This is a genomic window from Clostridium sp. CTA-7, from assembly GCF_054768095.1.
Genome location: NZ_BAAAAV010000002.1, coordinates 357,650 through 383,076 on the forward strand (window position 1 = coordinate 357,650; position 25,427 = coordinate 383,076).

Below are 25,427 nucleotides of genomic sequence, written 5' to 3' on the forward strand. Positions count from 1 at the left end.
GACTTAGTATGTTAGAAATAAAGAATGTTAGTTGTGGATACAATGGGATTGATGTAATAAAGAAAGTTAGCTTCAATATAAATAGAGGAGAAAATATATGCATAGTTGGGCCAAATGGATGTGGAAAAAGTACTTTGTTAAAAGCTATTTCAAATTTAATTTTATTTAATGGGAATATATCATTAGATGGAAAAGATATAAAAACCTTGAAAAGAAAGGACTTAGCAACTAAAGTTGCTTTAATGACACAAGCTTCTAATATACAGTTTCCTTATACTGTATTTGAAACAGTAGCACTAGGAAGATATGCCCATATAAATAGCATTTTTTCTAGATTAAATAAAAGGGATGAGGATATAGTAAATAATTGTATAGAAAAGGTTGGACTATTAAACATAAAGGATAAGTTAATAAGTCAGTTATCAGGTGGTCAGCTTCAAAGGGTTTTTTTAGCAAGAGCTTTTGCACAAGATCCAGAAGTTATACTTTTAGATGAGCCTACTAATCACTTAGATTTAAGATGCCAAATAGAAATATTAGATTATTTAAAAAAATGGGCTAGAGAAAATAATAAGATTGTTGTAGCTGTTTTACATGATTTAAACTTAGTTCAAAACTTTGGGGATAGAGCTATTATGCTAAAAGATGGAACTATTAAAGGTGAAGGAAATCCAAAAGAAGTTTTAAATAGCAATGATTTAAAAGAAGTTTATGGAATAGATATAAAGCACTTCATGTTAAGAACTTTAGAAAAATGGAACTAGAAGGGGGAGATTTAAATGAAAAAGAAGTTTGTGATGTCTTATAGTTGTGGAAAGGATAGTACTTTATCTTTATATAGAATGATAAAAGAAGGACATGAACCAGTAGCTTTATTAATAACAGTTGATAAGAAGGTTTTAAGATCATGGTTTCATGGAGTACCAAAGGATTTATTAAATCAAGTATCAAAATCTTTAAACATTCCTCTTTTATTAGTAGAGTGTCAAGGAGAAAAATATGCAGATGCTTTTAAAAATGCCTTGATTAAAGCGAAAAATGAATTAGGAGCAGAAGGGTGCGTATTTGGAGATATAGATTTAGAAGCGCATAGAACTTGGTGTACTGATAGGTGTAATGAAGTAGAAATAGATGCTATATTCCCACTTTGGCTTGAAGGTAGAGAAGAACTAACTTATGAATTTATAGATACTGGGTTTAAAACAGTTATAAAAAATGTTAGATTAGATGATTTATCTACTGAGTTCTTAGGAAAAGAACTTACTCATAAAGTTGTTCAAGACATAATTAAAACTGGATCAGATGCTTGTGGAGAAAATGGAGAATATCATACCTTTGTATTTGATGGTCCACTATTTAAGTTTCCTATAAGATTTAAGGAAAATGGAATAATTACAAACGAAACCCATGGATTTTTAGACATAGTGGGTGTTATTAATGAGTAATAATATAATGTTACTTGGAACAGCTTCATCTGTAGGGAAAAGCACTATAGCTACAGCTTTTTGTAGGTACTTTAAAAATAAAGGTTTAAATGTAGCACCTTTTAAAGCCTTAAATATTTCATTAAATTCCTATGTAACAGAAGAAGGATTAGAAATGGGAAGGGCACAAGTTGTTCAAGCTGAAGCCTGTGAAATTAAACCAAGGGCTTGGATGAACCCTGTACTTTTAAAACCTAGTGGAAATATGAAGACTCAAGTAATTGTTAACGGAAAAGTAAAGTGTAATATTGATTCTTACAAGTATAAGGATTTAAATAAAGAGTTGAAGGAAATAGTTAAAGAGACATTTCATAAAGTTTCCAAAGAGTACGACTTAATAGTTCTTGAGGGTTCAGGAAGCTGTGCAGAAATAAATTTAAAAGATAAAGATATAGCAAATATGTCTATGGCTGAGGCAAGTGATTCACCTGTAATATTAGTATCTGATATAGATAGGGGAGGGGTATTTGCTTCAGTATTAGGAACAATAATGCTTTTAGATGAAGATGAAAGAAAAAGAGTTAAAGGTGTTATAATAAATAAATTTAGAGGTAATACAGAATTTTTTAAGCCTGCAATGAAGCAGTTAGAAGATATAATAAAAATACCAGTACTTGGAGCTATGCCTTACTTTGATTTAGATATAGAAGATGAAGATAGTGTAACTGAAAGATTAAATAATAATAAAGAAGGAAAGTTAGATGTAGCAGTTATAAGACTTCCTTACATGTCTAACTTTACTGATTTTAATGCTATAGGTAGATTAAAAGATGTTTCTATAAGATATGTAAAAGAAGTTAAAGATATAGGGAATCCCCACCTTTTAATAATCCCAGGAAGTAAAAATACAATAGAAGACTTAAGAGATATAAAGAAAAGTGGATTGTTTGATAAAATTGCAGAATTAAAAGAAAATGGAACTATAATATTTGGCATTTGTGGAGGGTATCAAATTCTTGGTAACACTATAGAAGACGGTCTAGGAGTGGAAGGAGATATTACTTCAGAAGGTGGGTTTGGATTTTTAGATATAGATACTACTTTTAATAAAGAAAAAACAACCAGACAATCAAATGGGAAAATAATTTCTAATATAATCCCTGCTTTGCAAAATATAGATGTTTTTGGATATGAAATTCATAATGGAGTTAGCAATATAGGGAGAAATTCAGTTCCATTTATCGAACTAAACAATAATGAAATAGCAGGAGTTTCTAATGAAACAGGAACAGTTTTTGGAACTTATATTCATGGAATATTTGATGAAGGAGAATTCTTGAATTCATTTATTAAATACTTAATAAAACTTAAAGAATTAGAAAATATAGAAGAAGAAACTTTAAATTATAAGGAATATAAGTTGAAACAATATGATGAACTTACTAAAATACTTGAAGGAAATATAAATATGAAAAAAGTAGAAGAAATAATTATAAATAATTTAAAAAGAAAAGCTTAAGAATCTTATAAATTCCTTAAGCTTTTCTTTTTAAGAGTACAATAGAATTAAAATGTTATAGAATAAATATTAAGGTATGTATTTATGATTAATAAGACGATTTTTATATGAGATAAGATAAAATTATGGGGGAGGTATTAAGAGTGAAGGAAAGGTATAGGATATTTATAGAAAAATATAATTTAAGTGATTTAAAAGGATTGGATTTAATATGGTGTGCATTATTTCCACTATTAAATATAAATTATGTTATAGCTAGCTCAATTGCTGAAAATGGTAAAAATCTGAGTATAGCTCTAGATAAAAAAATACCATTTTTATCTATTTTTATCTTTCCATATATATATTGGTATATATATATTTTTGTAGGATTGATATTCATTTTATTAAAAAATCGTAGAAACTACATGAGAGCTCTTTTAGCTATATCTATAGGTATGTGCGTATGCTATTTGATTTATTACTTATTTCCAGTTGAGATAGTAAGACCAACTATTATAAGTAATAGTTTACCAAATAAACTTATCAGTATAATTTATGAGAATGATAGGCCATTTAATTGTTTTCCTTCAATACATGTATTAAATACCTATATCATTATGAGATATACAAGTAAAAAGGATAATAAATCATGGTTTTATTATACACAAGCTATAGGAATCCTAATAATTCTTTCCACTTTGTTTATAAAACAACATTTTATCTTAGACGGAATAGCAGGTATATTTTTAGGTGAAGTTGTTATATTAGCTTCTAGAAAAATAGAAGACAAGCATTTAGATAATATATTATTATTGCCATATAAATTTATAGAGAAAATTAAAAAGAAAAACGACATACCTATAAATTAAAATATATGGTAACAGTTTTATTTTAGATTAATAATATATAATTAGATTAATATGAGATGAGAATTTATAAAAGTAGATTCTCATTTTTAAATATCTAGGAAAGTATAACAGTTTAAAGTTTTGAAAATGTGATTATATAATGCTTTTAGTAATTCAATGTGGAAAAGTAGGTTTATTTTATACTTTCCTTACCTTCAGTTTGTACGTGGACATATGTAAGTTTGCGTTAACTTGGAGCGGAGCGACGGAATAAGTAAACTTACATATGTCCACTTTTTTATTATAAAGTTATAAAAATTATTTATAAAATTATAAAAAACTATTTACAACTAATAATAATTATTATATAATAAAAGCATCAAATAAAGTTTATATAAAATTAAATATATAAATAATGTGGAATTTAGGAGGAGTTTAAATTATGAAGAAATTTGTTTGTACAGTATGTGGATACGTTCATGAAGGGGATATGGCACCAGCACAATGTCCAGTATGTAAGGTTGGAGCAGATAAGTTCGTAGAACAATCAGGAGACTTAGCATGGGCAGATGAGCACAGAGTTGGAGTAGCAAAAGATGTAGATCCAAGAGTAATGGAAGGATTACAAGCTAACTTTGTAGGAGAATGTACAGAAGTAGGAATGTACTTAGCAATGTCAAGACAAGCGGACAGAGAAGGATTCCCAGAAGTAGCAGAAGCATATAAGAGAATAGCATTTGAAGAAGCAGAACATGCAGCTAAATTTGCAGAATTAATTGGAGAAGTAGTAGTAGCAGATACAAAGGCTAACTTACAAGCTAGAGTAAATGCAGAGCACGGAGCTTGCCAAGGAAAGAAAGATTTAGCAACATTAGCTAAGCAATTAAACTTAGATGCAGTTCATGACACAGTTCATGAAATGTGTAAAGATGAAGCTAGACATGGTCAAGCATTCAAGGGATTATTAGACAGATATTTCGGACAAAACTAATATATAAATAACAAAAAGGTTTAGTACAAGATGTACTAAACCTTTTCTATTTTATTTGCATCTTCAATATTTTTATCTAGAATCATATTATAGGATAAGCCAAATAAAATTAATAAACCACCAATTAGTTTGCCTATAGAAACTGTACTATAAGAAAAGTAATCTATAAGAATTCCTATAGAAAGTTGACCAATGAATACTAATAGAGATAAAGAAAAAGATGATACCTTGGGAGTTGTATAGTTAGATAATAAAACTACTAATATTCCAATAGCACCACCTAAGTATGCATAGAATGGAACTGATGAAAAAGATGAAGTTCCAATATTTATATAATCTCTAGTTAGTATGAAAAACGAGAATGATGTAATTAAACCAGTTAAATAATTTATGAAAGTGCCCTGAAATGTTCCTATTTCCTCTGCTATTCTAGAGTTAAATATTCTTGATATAACTACTGAAACTCCAGCAAGAATTGCTAATAAAATATAAAAATAAAACATAAATCCTCCTTTTATAAAACAGCCATAATGACTATTCCAAGTATAATAATAGAAACTCCAAATATCTTTTTTCTTTGAAATTCTATTTTTTGCATTTTCATTAGTCCAAAACTATCTATAACAAGTGATGAAACAGTCTGCCCAAGCAAGCCTAGTGAAATAGTTAAAGATGCTCCTAAAGCACTAAAGCTTATAGTATTAAATAAAACTGTAAATACTCCTATAACTCCAGCACTATATAAAATAATTGGAATGTTTTTAGATAATTCAATTTTATATTTCTTAAAAAGTAAGACTAAAGTTAATATGATAAACCCAACAATATGAATAATTAGAGTGGAGGTGTAATTACCAATGTAACTTGATAAAATACCATTAAAGCTAATCATTATAGTTATTAGTACTCCAGTAAATAAAGATAGAAAATTATACATACTATTTTCCCCCTAAGCTTTTTAGATTAATTTATCATAAATGAATTAATTTTTATTAGGACATATGTCATAATTAAGATATAATATATAATTAATTTGATTATTTAAGGAGTTTATATGAATAAAGTAAAAGATTTAAGCTTATTAGATAAATATATATGTACTCATAATATAGGTAATTTGTTTAATGATTATATAAAAGAAAACTCAGAGATTCTTCTCTTTGATAAAAGAGAGTTAATATTCAAAGAGGGGGAGGAGATTACTTATCTAATGTTCTTTGTTGAAGGAAAAGCTAAAGTTTATATGACGCTTAAGAGTGGGAAATTACTTCTACTAGACTTTTATAAAGAACTAGATACATTAGGAGATTTAGAATTAATAACAAATGATATATCTAGTTGTAATGTTGAAGCTCTGGATCCTTGTGTTTGTATAGGAATACCAATAAGGTTTCTAAGAAATAATTATAATAAAGATATAAATCTGCTGAATTTTTTATGTAATTCTTTAGGGAAAAAATTAAAGAAATCATCTAAAAACTCAACTATTAATTTGCTTTATCCTTTAGAAAATAGAGTAGCAAGTTATATTATTTCTATAGGGATTAATAAAGAAAGTAAAGCTTTTAGGTTTGATGAAACACTAACTATAATTTCAGAACTTTTAGGTACAAGCTATAGGCACTTATCAAGAACATTAAATAAATTATGTGATAAAAAAATAATTTGCAAAAAAGAAGATTTTTATATTATTTTAAATTATGATAAGCTTGAAGCTCTATCAGCTGATGTTTATAGATGATTATTTACATAGATTTTACAGAAATTATATATAAGAAATTTACATATGATATAATTAAAATATTCAATTGCAAGAGGAGAGATAAACATATGAAAATAAAGAAAATATCTGTACTTTTAGCAGCTTTAGCTTTAACAGCAGGGCTAGTAGGATGTACTGCACCTAGTACAAATCTACCTGAAGGAGATGTTAAAATAGTAAATCAACAAACTCAAGGAGTAGTACAATTACTATTAGAGTCTACTGATTATGGGAAAGATAAAAGTACTGTAGCATCAATGTTATTACCAAAAGATTCGCAATATGATATAGATTTCTATATTGAAAGATATGAAAATGGACAATTAATAGAAACAAAGGAGCTTATTAAATATACTACAGATACTATAGATAAAAATTCACTAGTTAATATAATAATGAATACAGCTAAGGCTAATGATGGTGAAGCAGATAGATCTATATACTCAATTGCAGAAGTAGATAAGGAAAAGACAACAGATGAAAAAAATCCAGAGTATAAAATGACTAAAATCTATGAGAAAAGTATAGATTTTGACTCAAAATCAGAATTAACTAAAATAGGTAAAAACTTAGGTGAGGAAGTTACATTAGTTGGGTTAGTTAAATTTAAGGAAGATGACTCGGAAAAATCAAGTATAAATTTAGATTCATATAAAGATGAAGTAGGAAAATATCATTCAGCAGACATAATTAAAGTTAAGGTTACTAAGAAATAATAAGCATTAGAATTAGGTATTAATATATATATAATCTTATAAATTTAAAAATATAGTTTGATAGAATTTCTATAAATCTGTATAATAGTTATGAATTATAATAGATGGAGTGAATTACATGAGATTAAGGAAAAAAACATGGGCTAGACCAGAATTAGAAAGTTGTGATTTTTTTGTAATAAATCCAAGTGAGTATAAAGGAAAGTGGAATGGCTTATTTAGCAATGATAATCCTATATATTTAGAACTAGGATGTGGTAAAGGTACTTTTATAGCTGTACATGGATCAGAAAATGAAGATATAAACTATATGGCTATTGATATTAAAGATGAAGTACTAGTGTTAGCGAAAAGAAATATAGAAGAGGCATATAAAGATAAAAATATAGAAATAAATAATTTAAAGTTAATGGCACAAGAAATAGCTTTAATTAGTGATATGCTGAGTGCAGAAGATACAATAGATAGAATATACATAAATTTTTGTAATCCATGGCCAAAGGAAAGACATAAAAAAAGACGACTTACGCATACTAGACAACTAGAAAATTACAAGAAGTTTCTAGTTGAAGATGGAGAAATTTATTTTAAAACAGACGATGATGAATTGTTTGATGAATCTATAGAATACTTTAAAGAGGCTGGATTTAATATTGAATATATTACTTACGATTTACATAAAAGTGATTTTATAGGAAATGTTCAAACAGAACATGAAAGAATGTTTAGTAATCAAGGAATAAAAATTAAATTCTTAATAGCAAGAAAAGGATAAATTAAAGAAGAAAGAGTTAAGTGAAAGAAAATATTATTGGATATTTTTATAATTAACATTTGGTTATTTATTAACACTTAACTCTTTTATTTATTTTAAATTTTTAATCTAGTAATTAAATCTACTGTATTTAAAAATATATCCACTTCTTTTACTGAATTATATAATCCGAAGCTAGCTCTTACCATACCTGGCATTTTACAATTTGGATCAACTAAATGCCTAGTTGCTTCTAAATCACTTAATTTTAATAGTCTTTTTACATAAGGATGTGCACAAAAGGCACCTTGCCTTACTGCAATAGCTCTAAGGTTTGCTAAGAGTTTTGCAACTTCAGCATTGTACATTCCTTCTATATTAAAGATTACTATACCTAATCTATCTGATATATATTGACTATCTCCATAAGTTACAACTCCTTTTATAGAGTTTAATCCATTTAAGGTTCTTTTTAATAACAATCTTTCATTATCTTCAATATCCTCAAATCTAATGTTTTCCAATTCTTTCATTGCTTGAACCAATGCAATGGCGCCAAAAAAATTAGGACTCCCAGCTTCATTCTTTTCTGGAGTAGATAATAAGATTTCTGAGTCATCTAATACAGAGTCAACAGTTCCACCACCTTTTAAGTCTGTATCTAGTCTTTCAAAAGTTTCCTTAAGTCCAACTATTGCACCACTTCCAAATGGTGCATACATTTTATGGGCAGAGAATACTAAAAAATCTATTGACTCATCTTTAGAATTTCCGGAGATATTAATCTTTTTATGAGCTACTATTTGTGCAGCATCAACTATCAACTTAGCATTATAACTATGAACAAGTTTTGAAATATAGGATAAGTCATTAACATATCCTGTTACATTTGAAGCAGCAGTGATTGTCACATATTTTACTAATCCATTATATTTTTCTAGTAAGTATTGTAACTCATCTAGTTTTAATCTACCATCATTATCGACTTCTATATATTTTAAATTACATTTTCCTCTCCATGGGAGGTCATTAGAGTGATGCTCCATTCTTGTAGTTATAATTACATCATTTCTATTTTCTATTAATATATTTGAGAGTCTATTAATCCCTTCGGTAGTATTGTTTACGAATATTACAGTGTACTTATCTTTTGGAGCATTTAAAAATTCTAGGATATAATCTCTACACTGACAATATTGTTTTGTTGAATACTCTGATTTCTGTCCAAGACCTCTACCTATAGAACCATATAATGTACATGCTTCAGTTATTTTATTTATAACACTTTTAAAAACAGGAGTTGTAGCAGCATTATCAAAATTTATTGGTATTATTTTATTTTTATCTAATATAGGAACTTTTTCATCAAGACCTATAAATAAATCTCTTAAAGAATTATTTGTTGAATTACACATAGCATTACCTCCCATATATTCTATTCATTTGACTGAGGTATGGTGATATTAAAGTAAAAAACTAGATGGTTATAATCTTATATTAGGTAACATATATAAATATAAAACATATACTTATAATGAAATATTTTTTGGAGGAAATATATGTATTATAATAATTTAAACAGACAGCAAGATGATGATGATTTAAAATTTATGCCTTTAAATATAAAAGAACCTTTTTTAGATAAGGATTCTAATTGGTTTCCTATAGTAAATATGACTTCACCAAATATAGGTGGCATGACAAATAATTTTATGTTAGGATTTGCAACTCCTATGGCTAATGGAAACATTGACGACAATCTTTTAAAAACTATTGAGTATACACCAAATATTAAATATAGCTACACAGATGAAGATGGACTTAATACTTATTATACAAATAATACTTCAAATAACATGAATGGAAGAAATAATAATCTCAACAATACTTTAAATAATATGTCAGAAAGTAGTTATAATCAAAATGACTTACAAGGTAGTATTGATGGATATATGTCCAACACTATGTTATCAAGAAATTCATTTAATAGTATGAGCAATGTTACACCACAAAATACTCCTGGAAATAATAATTATAATAATCAAAGTAATTTTAATTTAAATTATCCATCAGAAACAGAGTCAGGAGAATTATATTCATATAATAAGGATATTAGTTGTAATAAAAATTTAAAGAATATGCCTCCAAGTGGAATGGGAACAAGTCCAGGAAGTCCAGGAATGGCTCCAAGTGGAATGGGAACAAGCACAGGAGGCGCAGGAATGGCTCCAAGTGGAATGGGAACAAGCACAGGAGGCACAGGAATGCCTCCAAGTGGAATGGGAACAAGTCCAGGAAGCACAGGAATGCCTCCAAGTGGAATGGGAACAAGTCCAGGAAGCACAGGAATGCCTCCAAGTGGAATGGGAACAAGTCCAGGAAGCACAGGAATGCCTCCGAGAGGAATAGGAATAAGTCTAGGAAGCATAGGAATGACTCCAGGAGGAATGGTAACAGGTAAAGGAAGCTCAAGTGGTACTATTAGTGAAATAAGTATGGGTTATGGCGATATGTATAATTTATCAGGTGATATGATTAATAGTAATCAAAATATAGATTATACTTATAATTCAAGTAAATATATGAAAAGTTATACAAATGTAAATGAAGAAAATAAACAAAATACTAGTGACAGGGATAATATAATAGAGCCACTTCATATGGAAGTATTAAGGCAATTAAATTTAGGGGATGACCATGATAGTATTTCTAGAGATGTTAAGGAAAAAGAAGTAAATAAAATATTCAAGAAAATAGAAGGAGAGCATGGTTTTATACTAGGAACATTAAAAATATATAGAATTCCTTATTCAATTAGTAGTTTATTAGTTAAAAAAATAATTAAATTGACTTTAGAAAATTGTAGGAAAGATGGAGGTGAATAAATTTGTTGTTTCGTCAGAACTTACCTAATTTACAAAGTAAAGTAAGGTTCTTACATGCAATTCCTTCTGGACCAGCTGTAGACTTGTATTTAAGTGGAATCCTATTAGGGAAAAAATTATCTTTTTCAGATATATCATGTTATGAAAATATAGCACCTGGAAATTATAAAGTTCAAATATATATATCAGGCACTTATGATATGCCGCTATTTACAAGTGATATAGATATTTTACCTGATACTAGTTTAACAATTAATATAACAACTTTAGGGGGAAATATTAATATATTTGTCTTAAATGATGCAAATATGCCTGCAAGTTTAACAAATTGCTTTTTAAGGTTTATTCATTTATCACCTAATTCACCATTGTTAACATTATCTTTGCCTAATGACATAGCCCTTTTTGAAAATGTAGAATATCTAGAAACTACTGGTTATTACACTCTATCTCCAGCTATATATGATTTTAAATTAAGTTTTGCCGCTATATATGGTCTTGCTAAATATATAAGTCAAAAAACACTTAGAAATGGAAAGTTTTATACAATTTATATAATAGGATTATTAAATAACGAACCACCTATTGGATATCTTATGGTTGAAGATGGGGCAGACTAAAAAAATGACTGTATCTTATTAGATACAGTCATTTTTTAATGAACATAAATATGACTTAGTGGGATTATACATATTCCTAAAAATATTGAAAAAATATATATTTTGTTATACCCATATTGCCTTGAGGATGGGATAAGTTCTGCAAAAGAAATATAAAGCATTATACCTGAAACCATAGCAAATATTATAGCTAGTATTATCTCATTTATATATGGTCTTAAAAATAAAAAAGCTAATAAAGCACCTATTGGCTCTGCAAGCCCTGAAAAAAGAGTATATTTAAATGCTTTATATTTGCTTTTAGTAGAGTAGTATATTGGCATAGCAACAGATATTCCTTCAGGAATATTGTGAAGAGCTATAGCTAAAGCTATTGATATTCCAAGAGTAGTATTTTCATATCCAGAAACAAATGTTGCAATACCTTCTGGAAAGTTATGTATCATTAAAGCTATCATTGAAACAAAGCCCACTCTATATAATTTTCCAGAGGGTGCTGAAGGAGAAGGCCTTGGTTCATCAGGAATGAACTTATCTATTAACATTGCTATAAATACACCAGATAATAAGAAAATTATTGAAAAAATAACTCCGTTAAGTTTGCCATTAGATTTACTAAGGGTTTCTTCAGCGGACATAAATAAATCTGTAAAAGAAACAGTGATCATTACTCCAGCAGAAAATGCTAAAGCAAATGTAATAAGTTTTTTGCTTTCACCTTTAGAGAAAAATACAATAAAAGCTCCAATAACTGTTGACATTCCAGCCATTAGTGAAAGTAATAGTGGAATAAAAGAGTGATAATCAAACATAAAGTACCTCTCATAAAAATTAATAGTTTAAAATATATTAATAAATATATTAGACTAGAAAATAGACTATGCAATATATACAAAATTTTATAATATATAATAGAAGAAATATTTTAATTTAGGAGAAAGAAGATGAGGAACTATAGAATAGAAGAAAAAATTGAAATGATTCCTGTTATGTATAAGATTTTAATTGGAAATTTAAAAAGCAGAAAAAATAATTTTAAGAATTTAAAGTATGGGGAAAATATAAAACAATATTATAGAATTTATAACGGAGATAGGGATAAGCCTATAATATTTTTTATACATGGAGGAGGATGGTGGCATGGAAGTCCTAAAACCTCTAGCTGTATAGGGAAATTTTTTAATGATTTAGGTTATACAGTAATTCTGCCAGCCTATAGACTAGTTCCATTATATAAATACCCAATACAAATAAATGATATATTTAAATCTATAAAATGTTATTTATCTAGTGAAGAAAGTTTAGAAAGTAGAAAATTTATAGTTGTAGGATTTTCAGCAGGTGGAGAGCTTGCAACAAATCTAGTTTTTAATTCTAAAAAACAATTAGAGTTTGGAATAGATAAGAGTATTTTTAAAGGTATGATTACATTAGCTGGTGTTCTTGATTTTGAAAAGTGTATTTCAAAACATTCTATAAGATTAATCGAAAATTATGTTGGAAAAGAAATTGATTTTAGTGAAAGTAATCCAATAAATTTATTAAATGAGAATATTGATATACCAGTTTTATGTTTACATGGGGATAAAGATCCATTAATAGATATAGATAATTCCATTAGTTTTATTAATAAAATAAATAGTTTAAATGGAAGTGGAAAGCTAAAAATATTAAAAGGAAAGCATCACTCTGATATTATATCATTAGTAATTAATAAGGGAGAAAAAGAATCTAAAGTAATTTTAGATTTTATAGAAGATGTATGGAGAAAATAAAAGAAAGAAATTATCTATTAGATAATTTAAAAGTTATATTAATATTTTTTGTAGTCTTTGGTCATGTGATAGAGTATTACATAAAAGACAATGATATATTAATGAGTATATATATTTTTATATATATCTTTCATATGCCACTTTTCATTTTTATATCAGGATATTTTTCTAAGAATTTTTATAGAATGAAGAGAAAGTCAATTAGAAATTTACTAATACCTTATATAATATTTAATATGATTTGGTATTTAGCTGTGTATATAGGCACAAAAAAGGCTATGTTTTCTGTTTTATATCCAGGATGGACTCTTTGGTATTTATTAAGTCTATTTTTTTGGAGAATAACTTTAAAATATATAATTAAATTTAAACATATTTTACTAGTTAGTTTTATAATAGGAATTTTAGTAGGATTAATACCAAGTGTAGGAAGTGTTTTATCTTTTTCTAGAACAATAGTATTTTTACCATTTTTCTTAATGGGATACTATACAAAAGAAGAGCATTTAGAAAAGATTAAAACATTTAATAAGGGATTTTCTATTGTTGGAATATCAATATTTTTAGTACTTGCAGTTTATATTGTAAAGAGTAATTTAATAGATTATAAGTTTTTATATAATTCTTATTCTTATAGTGCTCTTGAAATATCTTTATTTAAGGGAACTTTATTTAGAATATTTTTTTATATGTCTGCTATAATATTTAGTATATGTGTAATAAATTTAGTACCCAAAAAAGAAAAGTTCTATTCAAATATAGGAAAAGCAACTATGAATATATATGTTTTTCATATATATTTGGTTATGATAGTGTACTTCTTTATTCCTAAGTGGAATATGGGAATTACAAAAAATATATTAATTATAATAAGTCCATTTATTATAATATACATTTTATCTCGAAAGAGAGTAAATAAAGTATATGATGGAATATTTTATCCTGTAAATATAAGTATAGATACAGGAAAAAAATCAATTAAAAAATATAAAGATATAAATAAAAAAACTCATTAAATTGTTTAATGAGTTTTTTATTTTATAAGTTTGTAAATTAATAAAATAAAAAATATTTACAAATGAAATTAAAGATACTATACTAGTGTATATACACTAGTATTAAGGGGGATTTTATATGGACAGCAGAGAAAAAATTAGGAAAATGGTCTTTGCAGCAGTTCTAACTGCAATTGCAATTATAATTCCAACACAATTTGGATTTTTAAAAATAACAATAGGTCCATTTACAGCTACAATTGCATCACATGTACCTATGTTTTTAGCAATGCTAATATCACCATCAGTAGCAATATTTGTAGGATTAGGATCGGCATTAGGTTTTTTTATAACAACTCCATTAGTGGTTGCAGCAAGGGCATCTATGCATATAATAGTAGGTTTTGTAGGTGCGTTAATAGTAAATAAGGATAAAAATTTCAAAAAGTCTATTGCTATAACAGCGCCTATTCATGGGATATTAGAAGGGCTTATAGTTATACCATTTGGTTTTTCATTCTACCAATTTATAGTTGTAGTAATAATAGGAACTATAATTCATCACTTCGTAGATGGTGCTATATCATATGCTTTAGTTAAATCTTTAGCTAAAGCAAGAAGAAAAGATTTATACGAGGTATTTTCAAGTGAAGCTGCATAATATATTTAATATAATCAGTAATAATAAAAAGTCTGTTTATAAAAGTTAAACAGACTTTTTATTATGAAAAACTATATGAAGTTTTTATATGCTATTAGTTTTATTTTAAAATAATTAAGAAACATATATTTTTATTTTAGATAAAGTGATATAATTTTTAATTAATGGGAAATAATTGGAATAGTATTATATAGTTTGGAGGAATTAGCATGGAGAGTACATCACTTATTCTAGAAGGTGGGGGAATGAGAGGCGTTTATACTGCAGGTGTTCTAGACTTACTATTAGATAAAGAGATAGATATAAAATACTGTATAGGCGTATCAGCAGGAGCATGTAATTGTGTTTCATACATATCTAAGCAGCATAAAAGAAATTATAGAGTAAATATAAATTATGTAAATGATAAGAGATATTTAAGCTTTAATAATCTAATTAAGACTGGATCAGCTTTTGGGATGGATATGCTTTTTGATATTATACCAAATCAATTAGAACCTTTTGATTATGAAAAATTTAAGAGTTCAGGAGTAAAATTTTTAGTAGGAGCAACAAATTGTGAAACTGGTAAACCTGAATTTTATAATATCAAGGATTTTAGTGATGGATATGATGCATTAAAAGCTTCTATTTCATTACCATTAGTAGCAAAGATAATTGAGTTTGATAATAAAAAATTATTAGATGGTGGAATAGCAGCACCAATACCAATACAAAAAGCCATAGATGATGGAATAGAAAAACATGTAGTTATTTTAACGCAACATAAAGGATATACCAAGAGTAAGACAAAGATGATGTCTATAATTAAGAGAAAATATAAAAAACATCCAGCTCTTATTGATGTTATGGAAAATAGATATAGAATATATAATGATACATTAGAAAAGTTAGATAAATTAGAACAGGAAGGGAAATGTTTCGTTATAAGACCAAGTAGTCCTCTAGATGTTAGTAGATTTGAAAGAAATAAAGATAAATTAGAAGCTATTTATAATAAAGGATATGAAGATGCAGAGAAATTATCAGAAGAGTTAATAAAGTTTCTTAAAAAATAACAATTAAAGAAAAGTATAAAATTATTATTTAAAAAGGAAAGTAATTATATAATTACTTTCCTTTTATATTTATTTATATATAAAATTAATGAAATTACCTTACTATGATATAATTATTCTATATTATGTAAAATATTTTGAGGTGATGTAATGAAGATTTTTCATATGGGAGATTGGCATATAGGAAAGCTTGTTAATGGATTTTATATGACAGAAGACCAAAAATTTATAATAGAACAAATTTATAAAGCAATTGAAGATAAAAAACCTGATGTTGTTGTGATTGCAGGTGATTTATATGATAGATCAGTTCCACCAGTTCATGCAGTTGAATTATTAAATAATACTATGAAAAGAATAGTTAAAGATTTAAATACTAAGGTAATAGCGTTAGCAGGAAATCATGATAGTAATGAAAGAGTTGAATTTGCAAGTTCATTATTAAGTGATAGTGGACTATACATAGTGGGAAATCTAAAAAGAAAAATAGATAAAATAGTTTTAGAAGATAAATATGGAAAAATTAATTTTTATCCAATACCATATGCAGATGTACCAGTTGTTAGAGACTTATTTGAAGATGAAAATATAAAAACACATGATATGGCAATGAAAAAAATAGTTTCTGAGATATTAAATGATTTTAATGAAGAGGAAAGAAATATTGCAATAGCTCATGGATATGTAACTCAAATGAAGGAGGATAATTTTGAGGTTTTAGAAGAAAGCGATTCAGAAAAGCCTCTTTCTATAGGGGGGACCGAGTATATTAACTCAAAGCATTTTGAGAAGTTTAATTATACAGCTCTTGGACATCTGCACGGACCTCAGAAGGTAGGAAGTGATAAGATAAGGTATTCAGGATCTCTTATGAAATATTCATTTTCAGAAGTGAATCAAAAAAAGGGAATAACTATTGTAGATATAAATGAAAATGGAGATGTAGATATAGAAATTTACGATTTAAAGCCTAGAAGAGATTTTAGGGTTAAGACTGGTACATTAGGTGAAATTATTAAAGGGTTTGATAATTCATCTGAAAATTATGAGGATTATATTAAAGTTATACTAAAAGATAAGGGTGAGCTTTTAGATCCTATGGCAAAGCTTAGAAGCATATATCCTAATGTCATGGAGCTTACTAGAGAGGAAAGAGTTTCAAGAAATAGTAGTAGAAGTGTGGCAATTAATATAAAAGAAAAATCTAAAACAACTTTATTTAAGAATTTTTATGAAGATATAATGGATGAAATTTGTAGTGAAGATGAGATAAATATCATTGAAAAGATAATAGAAGTAGCAGAAAAGGGGGAAGAATAAGGTGAAGATAAGAAAGCTTATAATAACAGGTTTTGGACCATATGCTGAAAAGCAGGAATTAGATTTTGAAGCAAATCTTGATGGAAAGAATATGTTTGTTATAACAGGAAATACTGGAGCTGGAAAAACTACAATTTTTGATGCTATAAATTTCGCTTTGTATGGAGAAGCAAGTGGTAGTGAAAGAGATGGTAAAAATTTAAGAAGTGACTTTGCTGATAAATCAACTCCAACAGAAGTAGAACTATGGTTTTCACTTAGAAATAAAGATTATTATATAAAGAGATCACCACAATATTTTAGAGCTAAGCAAAGAGGTGATGGCTTTACAGAAAGTAAGCCTTCTGCTGAAATAAAAGTTGGAGATAAGACAGTATCAGGACCAAAAGAAGTTACTAGGTTAGTTGAAGAAATATTAGGAATTACATGTGAGCAATTTAAACAATTAGTTATGATTCCACAAGGTGAATTTAAAAAGTTATTAAATTCAGATAGTGATAAAAAAGAAGAAATTTTTAGAAAGATTTTTGGAACTAAGATTTTTTCAGATATACAACAAAATATAAAAATAGAAGCTAATAATCTTAAAAAGTCTATAGAACAAATACAAAGAGATAGAGAAAATAGAATCAAGGCATTTTCATGCAAAGAAGATGATGAAGATTTAAGAAGAAATATAAATGCTAAGGATTTGAATATAGAATTAATACTTTCAAAATTTAAAGATACCATAGATAAAGATGAAGTAGAGGAAAATCTAATAAAGGAAAAGTTGAAAGATATTAATATAGAAATTAATAATATTTCAAAAGAGATAGTTTTAGCTAATGATATAAATAAAAAGATAGGTAATTTAGAAAATTACAAATATGATTTGGATAAATTAAATTTATTAAAGCATGAATATGAAGCTAAAAGTATAAAATTAGAAAGTGGTAAAAAAGCTGTAACAGCTTTAGGATTTGAAGAAAAATATAAAGAAAAGAAAATATCATTACTCAAAGCAGAAGAGAGCTTAAGAAAAAGTGTAGAGAATTTAAGTAGATATAAAAAAAATTTTGATGATGCAGAAATAAAATTGAAAATAGAAAATGAAAAAGAAGATTTGAAAAATGATTTAAGAAAAAAGCTTGATGAGATTGAGAAATTAAAGGAAAAGGCTTCAAACTATCAAATTAATAAAGAAAAGTTTGATGAGTTAAAGAGACAATCTCAATATATTATTGAAAGAATTAAACAAATCGATTTAGAGAGAAATAAGAATAATGATTTAATAAAATTATTGTTAGAAGAGCTAGAAAATATAAATAAGTTAAAAGAAGAAAAGAATACTTTGGATATAGAAGAAATAAAGTATATATCTAAACAAGAAAAGCTTAATAAGCTTTTAAGCGCTTTGGAAAAATGTAAATTAGAAAGTCAAAGACATGTAAAAGGAACAGCATTTTATGAAAGTGCAGATAAAGAATTCAATGAAAAGAAAAACAATTATGAGCAGCTAGAAGAAGCTTTTAGAAGAAATCAAGCAGGGATACTAGCTAAAGATTTAATGGAGGGTGAAAGTTGTCCTGTTTGTGGTTCTACTCATCATCCAAAGCTTGCAGTTATTGAAGTTGATAGTATAAATGAATCAGCAGTAAAAGAAGCAAAAACAATAGCTGATAAATTCTATGAAAAAAGAGAATCTTATTATAGAGAACTTACTAAGATACAAGCAGAAATAAATTCACTTAAAGAGGGAACGATAAGGCCTATATTTATAGAAATATTTAGTGAAGAAGATTTTAAAGATGATATTGAAAGGTCTATAGAAAATGTTAATACTGAACTAAAAAATAATTATAGTTATTTAGATAAAATAATTAATAGAAAAAAAGAAATTGAAAAAGTAGAGTCATTAGAATCAACTAAACTAAAGCAAAAGCAAGAAATAGAAAAATATACTGAGGAGTTAAGAGTTGAGTTAGAAAATAAAAATAAAGAGCTATTAGCAAAAGAGGGAGAATTAAAAGCTCAAGAAGCTAATTTACAAAATATAGTTAATGAGTTTAAAGGAACTATAAGAAGCGTTAAAGATTTAGAAGAAGAACAATGCAAAGTAAATAATAATCTTGAAAAGCTAAAAGAGGATTATGTAAAGGTAGAGAAAGACTTTAATAATATAAAAACTATTTATGATAAAGAAAATGGTAATAAGAGCTCTTTAGAAGTAATGACTGAAAATGTAAAGGTAGAACTAGATGAAGCTTTGAAATTGTTTAAAGAAAAAGTTTTACAGTTAGGATTTAAAGATTATAATGACTATTCTTCAAGTAGAATGACAGAGATAGAAATTGATGTATTAGAAAAGGATATAAATAAGTTTAATATGACATTGTCTAATGCTGAAAAAGTTTATAGCTTGTCTTTAGAAGAATGTAAGAATTTAAAGAAAATTGATATAAGAAGCATAGAAGAAGTTTTAGAAATTAAAAATAGAGAAAAGATTAGTTTAGAAAAGGCTGAAAAAGAAATTTATTTAAGAATAAGTCAAAACAAAAAGATCATTGGAGAATGTATTAACTATAATAAACTGATAGAAGAAGATGAGGATAAATACAAGACCGTAGGTAAGTTATCTAAAATAATAAATGGAGATAATCCAAGAAAGATAAGTTTTGAAAGATATGTTTTGGCAGCATATTTTGAAGATATAATTGAAGCTGCTAATATTAGATTTTCACAAATGACATGTAATAGATTTGAACTTTTAAGAAAAGAAGAGTTAGGAGATAAGAGAAAAGGTCAAGGCTTGGACTTAGAAGTATTCGATAACTATACAGGTAAATCCAGAGATGTAAAGACTCTATCTGGAGGAGAATGTTTTAAAGCATCATTATCTATGGCATTAGGGTTAGCAGATGTAGTTCAAAGTTACTCAGGAGGAATACAACTAGATACTATGTTTATAGATGAAGGTTTCGGAACATTAGATCCGGAATCCCTTGATTCAGCTATTGAATGTTTAGTAGATTTACAAGATGATGGAAGAATTGTTGGAGTAATCTCTCATGTTCAAGAGTTAAAAGATAGAATAGAAACTAAACTTGAAGTAAGTTCAGCAAATAAAGGCAGTAAAGCTGTTTTTAGAGTTTAAGTATTAAAAGCAATAAATAGATTTGTTTTATATAAATCTATTTATTGCTTTTTTATAAATTTGTTTTTCTATATTTAGTAGGAGATATTGATAAAAACTTTTTAAAGGTTTTAATGAAATATGATACATCACCAAATCCAACTTCGTAAGCAATTTCTGTTATAGATAAATTTGTATTAAATAAAAGTAAGGTTGCCTTTTGAATTCTAAAGTAATTAATATATTGAGTGCAAGTTTTACCTGTTTGAGATTTAAAGAATCTTAAAAAATGATATTCACTATACTGTGCTATATCAGCTAATTCTTTAATAGTTATAGGGTTTTTATAATTGGTTTGAATATATTTAATAACTTCTTTTAATTTTCCAACTTTAATTAAATCACTATAGTTTTCAGAGCTTACATTTAGGCTAACATAACCTTCTTTAAAGATAGTAGAAAAAATTGAAAATAATTCTCCTTTAATTTCTAGTTGAAACCCATAAGCTTTATTACCGTAGCTTTCTATTAAATTATTAAAAGCATTAACTATTTTAGCATGTCCTACATTTGATATGCTTATAACATTTTTAAAAAATAGTTTATTTTGTACTATAGGTGTTACAAAATTAATTTGAGAATAGTCTAAAGTATTTCCTTCTATTAAAGAAAGGTTAAATACAAGTGCTATATAGGAAATCTTAGTATTTTCTTTACCTATCATATAATGAATAGCTCCTTTAGGAATAATGATAAAATCTCCATTAGTTACACTAAATATTTTAAAATCTATACAAATTTCTGCAGAACCATTAAGTATGTATATAAACTCCATTTCATCATGCCAGTGGGAATAAAAATCAGCTGAATTTGTAAACTCTACATGATAGACCTCCATCGGTAATTGCATGTTTCCATGATTGACTTGTTCTTTAAGTTGCAAATAACTTTTATTATCCATAATATCTCCTTCAAATAAAAAACAGCAGAATTGTTATAACTATAAGCAATTTTCAACGAGAAAAATAATTCTAATAACAGTATAATACAAAAAGAAATAAATTTCATTATGGCAGAACATCTTTATGATGGTGGAGGTGACTATGAAAGTTGAAGCGAAATTAAGAGGAGAGTTAAAGAGAATAACATGGCCTTTATTTATAGAAAGTGCACTTTTTTCTTTATTGGGTAGTGTGGATACAATAATGTTAGGAAGATATTCTGATAACTCTGTTGCAGCTGTAGGAGTAGCTAATCAGATAATATGGATGCTCAACCTTATGTTTGGAATAATAACAGCTGGGACATCTATTTTGATTGCGCAATATTTAGGCGCTAAAAGTAAGAAAAAAACTATAATTCAAGTTGCAGGAATATCTATTGGTGTAAATACAATTATAGGTGTAACTATAAGTTTTATAATGTTTTTTGGTGGAACTGGAATGATGAAATTATTAAATAGTCCACCAGAGTTAATAGATTTAGGAAATCAATATTTAAAGATAGTTGGTGGATTTATATTTATTCAAGCAATAACTATGACTTTTACAGCTATATTAAGAGCTCATAGTTTAACAAAGATATGTATGAATGCAACTATTATTATGAATATTGTAAACGTAATACTAAATTATATACTTATATTCGGTAAGTTTGGTTTTCCTAGTATGGGAGTTTCGGGTGCAGCTTTAGCAACTACTTTAAGTAAAATTATAGGATTAATAATTTTAGGAAGGGCAACTTATAATTTAATTTTAAATAAGTTTAAGATGTCTATGTTTAAGCCTTTCCCGAAAATTCATCTTATTAATATACTTAAAATTGGAATTCCATCAGCTGCTGAACAAATTTCATATAATTTATCTCAATTAGTTATAACAAGTTTTATAAATCTTATAGGGGTAAGTAGCATGGCTGCCAAAAGTTATGTAGGGACAATAGTTTGTTTTAGCTATATATTTGCATCAGCAGTAGGTCAAGGTGGAAGTATATTAATAGGGAATTTAGTAGGAAATAAAGAAGATAATAAAGCATATAATTTATGCATTTATACATTAAAAAAAGCAGTAGTAGTATCAATAGTTATGAGTTGTCTAATAGCCATTTTAGGAGAAGGTATTTTAGGATTTTTAACAAGTAGCTCAGAAATAATATCAATAGCAGTAACAGTATTTATAATAGAGATAATACTAGAACCGGGAAGATGCATAAACATAGTTGGAATTAATGGATTAAGAGCAACAGGAGATGTTAGATTCCCAGTATATATAGGAATATTTTCAATGTGGACATTTGGAGTTGGGCTAGCATATATCCTTGGAGTAAAATTTAATTTTGGACTTACGGGAATATGGATAGCATTTGCTATAGATGAATGGTTTAGGGGAATATTAGTATTAATAAGATGGAAAACTGGAAAATGGAAGGGGAAAGGATTCGTTAATAACTTATAAATTGTATTTTTAAATTTTTTATTATATATGTAACGATTGTTACCGAATTCCGATTAAAATCCTCATATAATGTAATCATAAAAGAAATAAATTAAGATTTAGATTATCAAGGAGGATTTTTCAATGGAAAATAAAATGTTTTGTTTCCAATGTCAAGAAACAGCAGGATGTACTGGATGTACAAAATTTGGAGTTTGTGGTAAATCACCAGATTTAGCTAGAATGCAAGATCTATTAGTATATACAACAAAAGGATTATCAGAAGTTACAACAAGATTAAGAAAAGAAGGAAAAGAAATTTCAAGTGAAATTAATCACTTTATAACATTAAATTTATTTACAACTATAACTAATGCTAACTTTGATGATGAAATATTCTATGCAAGAGTAAAAAGAACTTTAGAAATAAAAGAAGAGTTATTAAATAAATTATCAAATAAAGAAGGTTTATCAGAAGCTGCGAAATGGACAGCAACTACAAGAGAAGAATATGATGCAAAATCAGTAAATGTAGGTGTATTACAAACACAAGATGAAGATATAAGAAGCTTAAGAGAACTTATAACTTATGGATTAAAAGGATTATCAGCTTACATGAAGCACGCTAATGAATTAAGCTATGATGATGAAGAAGTAAATGCATTTATGCAAGAAACTTTATCAAAGATGTTAGATGACACTATGGGAGTAAATGACCTTGTAGCTTTAACTTTAGAAACTGGTAAGATTGGGGTAAGTGGTATGGCTATACTTGATAAAGCTAATACAGAAACTTATGGACATCCAGAGGCAACAAAGGTTAATATAGGAGTAGGAAATAATCCAGGTATATTAGTATCAGGACATGACTTAAAAGATTTAGAACAATTATTAAAGCAAACAGAAGGTACAGGAGTAGATGTATATACTCACTCAGAAATGTTACCAGCTCACTATTACCCTGCATTTAAAAAATATACTCACTTTGTAGGTAACTATGGAAATGCATGGTGGAAGCAAGCTGAAGAATTTGAAAGCTTTAATGGACCAGTATTAATGACAACTAACTGTATAGTTCCACCAAGAAATAGCTATAAAGATAGAATCTATACAACAGGAGCAGCTGGCTTTGTTGGATGTAAGCATATAGAAGGTGTAGATGGAGCAGCTAAAGATTTCTCAGAAATAATTGAACATGCTAAGAAGTGTCAAGCACCAGTAGAAATAGAAAATGGAGAAATCATAGGAGGATTTGCTCATAACCAAGTAATGCAACTTGCTGATAAAGTAGTAGATGCTGTTAAATCAGGAGCTATAAAGAAATTCTTTGTAATGGCAGGATGTGATGGAAGAGCTAAATCAAGAAACTACTATACAGACTTTGCAAAAGCATTACCAAAAGATACTGTAATATTAACAGCAGGTTGTGCAAAATATAAATATAACAAATTAGATTTAGGTGATATTTGTGGAATTCCAAGAGTATTAGATGCAGGACAATGTAATGATTCATATTCATTAGCATTAATAGCATTAAAGCTTAAAGAAGTATTCGAACTAGAAGAGATTAATGATTTACCATTAGCATTTAACATTGCATGGTATGAACAAAAAGCTGTTATAGTTTTATTATCACTATTATACCTAGGAGTTAAGAATATCCACTTAGGACCAACACTACCAGCATTCTTATCACCAAATGTTGCTAAAGTACTTGTTGAAAACTTTGGTATTGGTGGAATAACTAACGTTGAAGATGACTTAGAGATGTTTTTAGCATAAAATATATATAATAGATAAATTTAAGAGAAGTAGTTATAACTATTTCTCTTAAATTGCAATATATATTTTAGGAAGGGAAACTTTTATGATAGATGTTTTAAAAAATACCTGTTTTTTTAAGGGAATTTCAGAATTGGAAATAGAGGAAATATTAAAGAGTGAATCTTATATAATAAAATCATATAAAAAAGGAGAAGTAATAGCAAATCAAGGAGAAAAATGTAATAGTTTATCTGTAATTATTGAAGGTAAAGCTGTTATTCAAACTATATATGAAAATGGGAAAGTATTAACATTAGCAAATTTTAATGTAAGTGATGTTTTTGCAGAAGCTCTATTATTTTCTAAAGAAAAAGAATATCCTGCAACTGTTATGGCCGGTGAGAATTGTAAGGTATTATCCTTTCCCAAAAAAAGTGTTTTAGGAATAATACAGAAGAATACTAAATTCACAGAAAATATATTGGAGCTTTTATCACAAAAGATAGTTATATTAAATAAAAAGATTAATCTTATAGAACTAGACTCTATAAGAAGAAAAATATGCAAAATATTACTTGATAATTATAAAAAGAATAATACATTTTCTTTTAAAATATCATCTAAAAAAGATATGGCTGAAGAACTAGGAATCCCTAGACCATCTCTTTCAAGGGAACTTATAAATATGAGAGATATGGGGCTTATAGAATTTACTTTAAAAGAAATAATAATTAAAGATCTTGAAGGATTAGAAGATGAATTTTTTATAGAATAGTAAAATAATTAGGCAGACTCTATTTATAGAA

The 25,427-nt window shown here is 27.2% G+C and carries 24 protein-coding genes; 19 read left to right on the forward strand and 5 right to left on the reverse strand.

Going from position 1 to position 25,427, the window contains the following annotated elements:
* Positions 1 to 8 precede the first annotated feature (8 nt).
* From ACYUEX_RS04715 to ACYUEX_RS04735, 5 genes are all read left to right on the forward strand, one after another.
* Complete coding sequence (locus tag ACYUEX_RS04715) at positions 9 to 764, forward strand: ABC transporter ATP-binding protein (RefSeq protein WP_460286777.1); 756 nt, start codon at positions 9 to 11, stop codon at positions 762 to 764.
* A gap of 15 nt (positions 765 to 779) precedes the next feature.
* On the forward strand, positions 780 to 1,445 hold the full coding sequence (locus ACYUEX_RS04720) for a Dph6-related ATP pyrophosphatase (protein ID WP_460286778.1): 666 nt from the start codon (positions 780 to 782) through the stop codon (positions 1,443 to 1,445).
* Positions 1,438 to 2,943 carry a cobyric acid synthase gene (locus ACYUEX_RS04725; RefSeq protein ID WP_460286779.1) on the forward strand — a complete coding sequence of 502 codons (1,506 nt, stop codon included), beginning with the start codon at positions 1,438 to 1,440 and terminating at the stop codon, positions 2,941 to 2,943. The genes ACYUEX_RS04720 and ACYUEX_RS04725 overlap by 8 nt, the downstream gene beginning before the upstream one ends.
* Before the next feature lie 143 nt (positions 2,944 to 3,086).
* Positions 3,087 to 3,794, forward strand: a complete 708-nt coding sequence (locus ACYUEX_RS04730; RefSeq protein ID WP_460286780.1) for a phosphatase PAP2 family protein — start codon at positions 3,087 to 3,089, stop codon at positions 3,792 to 3,794.
* Positions 3,795 to 4,215: 421 nt separating this feature from the next.
* Positions 4,216 to 4,764, forward strand: coding sequence for an NADH peroxidase (locus ACYUEX_RS04735; protein WP_411168699.1), 549 nt, complete (start codon positions 4,216 to 4,218; stop codon positions 4,762 to 4,764).
* A gap of 35 nt (positions 4,765 to 4,799) precedes the next feature.
* Here ACYUEX_RS04735 and ACYUEX_RS04740 read toward each other — a convergent pair whose 3' ends face one another.
* Together ACYUEX_RS04740 and ACYUEX_RS04745 are read right to left on the reverse strand one after the other, a co-directional pair.
* Positions 4,800 to 5,267 carry a DMT family transporter gene (locus ACYUEX_RS04740; protein ID WP_460286781.1) on the reverse strand — a complete coding sequence of 156 codons (468 nt, stop codon included), beginning with the start codon at positions 5,265 to 5,267 and terminating at the stop codon, positions 4,800 to 4,802.
* An 11-nt stretch (positions 5,268 to 5,278) separates the two neighbouring features.
* Positions 5,279 to 5,701 carry a DMT family transporter gene (locus tag ACYUEX_RS04745; protein WP_460286782.1) on the reverse strand — a complete coding sequence of 141 codons (423 nt, stop codon included), beginning with the start codon at positions 5,699 to 5,701 and terminating at the stop codon, positions 5,279 to 5,281.
* A gap of 117 nt (positions 5,702 to 5,818) precedes the next feature.
* Between ACYUEX_RS04745 and ACYUEX_RS04750 the strand changes: the two genes are divergently transcribed.
* From ACYUEX_RS04750 to trmB, 3 genes are all read left to right on the forward strand, one after another.
* Complete coding sequence (locus tag ACYUEX_RS04750) at positions 5,819 to 6,505, forward strand: cyclic nucleotide-binding domain-containing protein (RefSeq protein ID WP_460286783.1); 687 nt, start codon at positions 5,819 to 5,821, stop codon at positions 6,503 to 6,505.
* Positions 6,506 to 6,594: 89 nt separating this feature from the next.
* Complete coding sequence (locus tag ACYUEX_RS04755) at positions 6,595 to 7,242, forward strand: hypothetical protein (RefSeq protein ID WP_411168695.1); 648 nt, start codon at positions 6,595 to 6,597, stop codon at positions 7,240 to 7,242.
* A 118-nt stretch (positions 7,243 to 7,360) separates the two neighbouring features.
* On the forward strand, positions 7,361 to 8,017 hold the full coding sequence (gene trmB, locus ACYUEX_RS04760) for a tRNA (guanosine(46)-N7)-methyltransferase TrmB (protein ID WP_460286784.1): 657 nt from the start codon (positions 7,361 to 7,363) through the stop codon (positions 8,015 to 8,017).
* Between the two features lie 95 nt (positions 8,018 to 8,112).
* Here the strand turns inward: trmB and ACYUEX_RS04765 are convergent, their stop codons facing one another.
* On the reverse strand, positions 8,113 to 9,411 hold the full coding sequence (locus ACYUEX_RS04765; protein WP_460286785.1) for an aminotransferase class V-fold PLP-dependent enzyme: 1,299 nt from the start codon (positions 9,409 to 9,411) through the stop codon (positions 8,113 to 8,115).
* Between the two features lie 144 nt (positions 9,412 to 9,555).
* On the opposite strand from ACYUEX_RS04765, the gene ACYUEX_RS04770 reads away from it, so the two are divergent.
* Positions 9,556 to 10,881: a hypothetical protein gene (locus ACYUEX_RS04770; protein ID WP_460286786.1), complete on the forward strand. Its 1,326-nt coding sequence runs from the start codon at positions 9,556 to 9,558 to the stop codon at positions 10,879 to 10,881.
* 2 nt (positions 10,882 to 10,883) lie between these two features.
* Complete coding sequence (locus ACYUEX_RS04775; RefSeq protein ID WP_411168692.1) at positions 10,884 to 11,501, forward strand: DUF4397 domain-containing protein; 618 nt, start codon at positions 10,884 to 10,886, stop codon at positions 11,499 to 11,501.
* 35 nt (positions 11,502 to 11,536) lie between these two features.
* On the opposite strand, the gene zupT is transcribed toward ACYUEX_RS04775, so the two are convergent.
* Positions 11,537 to 12,313: a zinc transporter ZupT gene (gene zupT / locus ACYUEX_RS04780; protein WP_460286787.1), complete on the reverse strand. Its 777-nt coding sequence runs from the start codon at positions 12,311 to 12,313 to the stop codon at positions 11,537 to 11,539.
* Positions 12,314 to 12,445: 132 nt separating this feature from the next.
* Here zupT and ACYUEX_RS04785 point away from each other — a divergent pair, with 132 nt between their 5' ends.
* The 6 genes from ACYUEX_RS04785 to ACYUEX_RS04810 all read left to right on the forward strand — a co-directional run bounded on the left by ACYUEX_RS04785 (position 12,446) and on the right by ACYUEX_RS04810 (position 20,446).
* The gene (locus tag ACYUEX_RS04785; RefSeq protein ID WP_460286788.1) at positions 12,446 to 13,276 is read left to right on the forward strand and encodes an alpha/beta hydrolase; all 831 of its coding nucleotides are present in this window, start codon (positions 12,446 to 12,448) and stop codon (positions 13,274 to 13,276) included.
* The gene (locus ACYUEX_RS04790) at positions 13,264 to 14,292 is read left to right on the forward strand and encodes an acyltransferase family protein (protein WP_460286789.1); all 1,029 of its coding nucleotides are present in this window, start codon (positions 13,264 to 13,266) and stop codon (positions 14,290 to 14,292) included. Before ACYUEX_RS04785 ends, ACYUEX_RS04790 begins: the two co-directional genes overlap by 13 nt.
* A gap of 118 nt (positions 14,293 to 14,410) precedes the next feature.
* Entirely contained in the window at positions 14,411 to 14,932 is a 522-nt protein-coding gene (locus tag ACYUEX_RS04795; protein ID WP_411168688.1) for an ECF transporter S component, read from the forward strand.
* A 209-nt stretch (positions 14,933 to 15,141) separates the two neighbouring features.
* A complete protein-coding gene (locus ACYUEX_RS04800; protein WP_460286790.1) occupies positions 15,142 to 15,990 on the forward strand; it encodes a patatin-like phospholipase family protein in 849 nt (282 codons plus the stop codon).
* Between the two features lie 150 nt (positions 15,991 to 16,140).
* Positions 16,141 to 17,310, forward strand: a complete 1,170-nt coding sequence (locus ACYUEX_RS04805; protein WP_460286791.1) for an exonuclease SbcCD subunit D — start codon at positions 16,141 to 16,143, stop codon at positions 17,308 to 17,310.
* A 1-nt stretch (position 17,311) separates the two neighbouring features.
* Positions 17,312 to 20,446 carry an AAA family ATPase gene (locus tag ACYUEX_RS04810; RefSeq protein ID WP_460286792.1) on the forward strand — a complete coding sequence of 1,045 codons (3,135 nt, stop codon included), beginning with the start codon at positions 17,312 to 17,314 and terminating at the stop codon, positions 20,444 to 20,446.
* Positions 20,447 to 20,498: 52 nt separating this feature from the next.
* Here ACYUEX_RS04810 and ACYUEX_RS04815 read toward each other — a convergent pair whose 3' ends face one another.
* Positions 20,499 to 21,386, reverse strand: a complete 888-nt coding sequence (locus tag ACYUEX_RS04815; protein ID WP_460286793.1) for a helix-turn-helix domain-containing protein — start codon at positions 21,384 to 21,386, stop codon at positions 20,499 to 20,501.
* A gap of 142 nt (positions 21,387 to 21,528) precedes the next feature.
* On the opposite strand from ACYUEX_RS04815, the gene ACYUEX_RS04820 reads away from it, so the two are divergent.
* The 3 genes from ACYUEX_RS04820 to ACYUEX_RS04830 all read left to right on the forward strand — a co-directional run bounded on the left by ACYUEX_RS04820 (position 21,529) and on the right by ACYUEX_RS04830 (position 25,396).
* Positions 21,529 to 22,878, forward strand: a complete 1,350-nt coding sequence (locus ACYUEX_RS04820) for an MATE family efflux transporter (protein ID WP_460286794.1) — start codon at positions 21,529 to 21,531, stop codon at positions 22,876 to 22,878.
* Between the two features lie 123 nt (positions 22,879 to 23,001).
* Positions 23,002 to 24,639 carry a hydroxylamine reductase gene (gene hcp / locus ACYUEX_RS04825; RefSeq protein WP_460286795.1) on the forward strand — a complete coding sequence of 546 codons (1,638 nt, stop codon included), beginning with the start codon at positions 23,002 to 23,004 and terminating at the stop codon, positions 24,637 to 24,639.
* An 85-nt stretch (positions 24,640 to 24,724) separates the two neighbouring features.
* Positions 24,725 to 25,396, forward strand: a complete 672-nt coding sequence (locus ACYUEX_RS04830; RefSeq protein ID WP_411168681.1) for a Crp/Fnr family transcriptional regulator — start codon at positions 24,725 to 24,727, stop codon at positions 25,394 to 25,396.
* Positions 25,397 to 25,427: the final 31 nt, after the last annotated feature.